Source organism: Chryseobacterium sp. SIMBA_038, assembly GCF_046535115.1.
Lineage (GTDB): Bacteria > Bacteroidota > Bacteroidia > Flavobacteriales > Weeksellaceae > Chryseobacterium.
Map to the genome: position 1 here is coordinate 1 of NZ_JAWRXH010000030.1, position 429 is coordinate 429.

3 tRNA genes are annotated in these 429 nt (G+C 40.3%); all 3 read right to left on the reverse strand.

Annotation, left to right across the window (positions count from 1 at the left end):
- Positions 1–2: 2 nt before the first annotated feature.
- A tRNA-Thr gene (locus SB689_RS22570) sits at positions 3–76 on the reverse strand.
- A 92-nt stretch (positions 77–168) separates the two neighbouring features.
- Positions 169–241, reverse strand: a tRNA-Gly gene (locus SB689_RS22575).
- 91 nt (positions 242–332) lie between these two features.
- Positions 333–413, reverse strand: a tRNA-Tyr gene (locus SB689_RS22580).
- Between the last annotated feature and the right edge of the window lie 16 nt (positions 414–429).

The window sequence follows — 429 nt, forward strand, 5'->3', positions numbered from 1 at the left end:
AGAGCCTCCAGAGGGACTCGAACCCACGACCTGCTGATTACAAATCAGCTGCTCTAGCCAACTGAGCTATGGAGGCAATTTTAATATTGTGACTGAAAGCTTTTGAGAAAATTCTACTCTAAGCTTTTCAGTAGTTAAAAAAATCATTCTTTTCAGTCTGACTTTTTGAGCGAAAGACGAGGGTCGAACTCGCGACATTCAGCTTGGAAGGCTGACGCTCTACCAACTGAGCTACTTTCGCAATTTTGTTTCCAAAACTATTGGTTTAACGGTTTGCAAATCTAAAAAAACTTTTTGAGACTTGCAAGACTTTTTTTTCTAAATATAAACTGTGGGAAGAGCAGGATTCGAACCTGCGAAGCCGAAGCAACTGAGTTACAGTCAGTCCCATTTAGCCACTCTGGAATCTTCCCGAATGTTTATATTAAA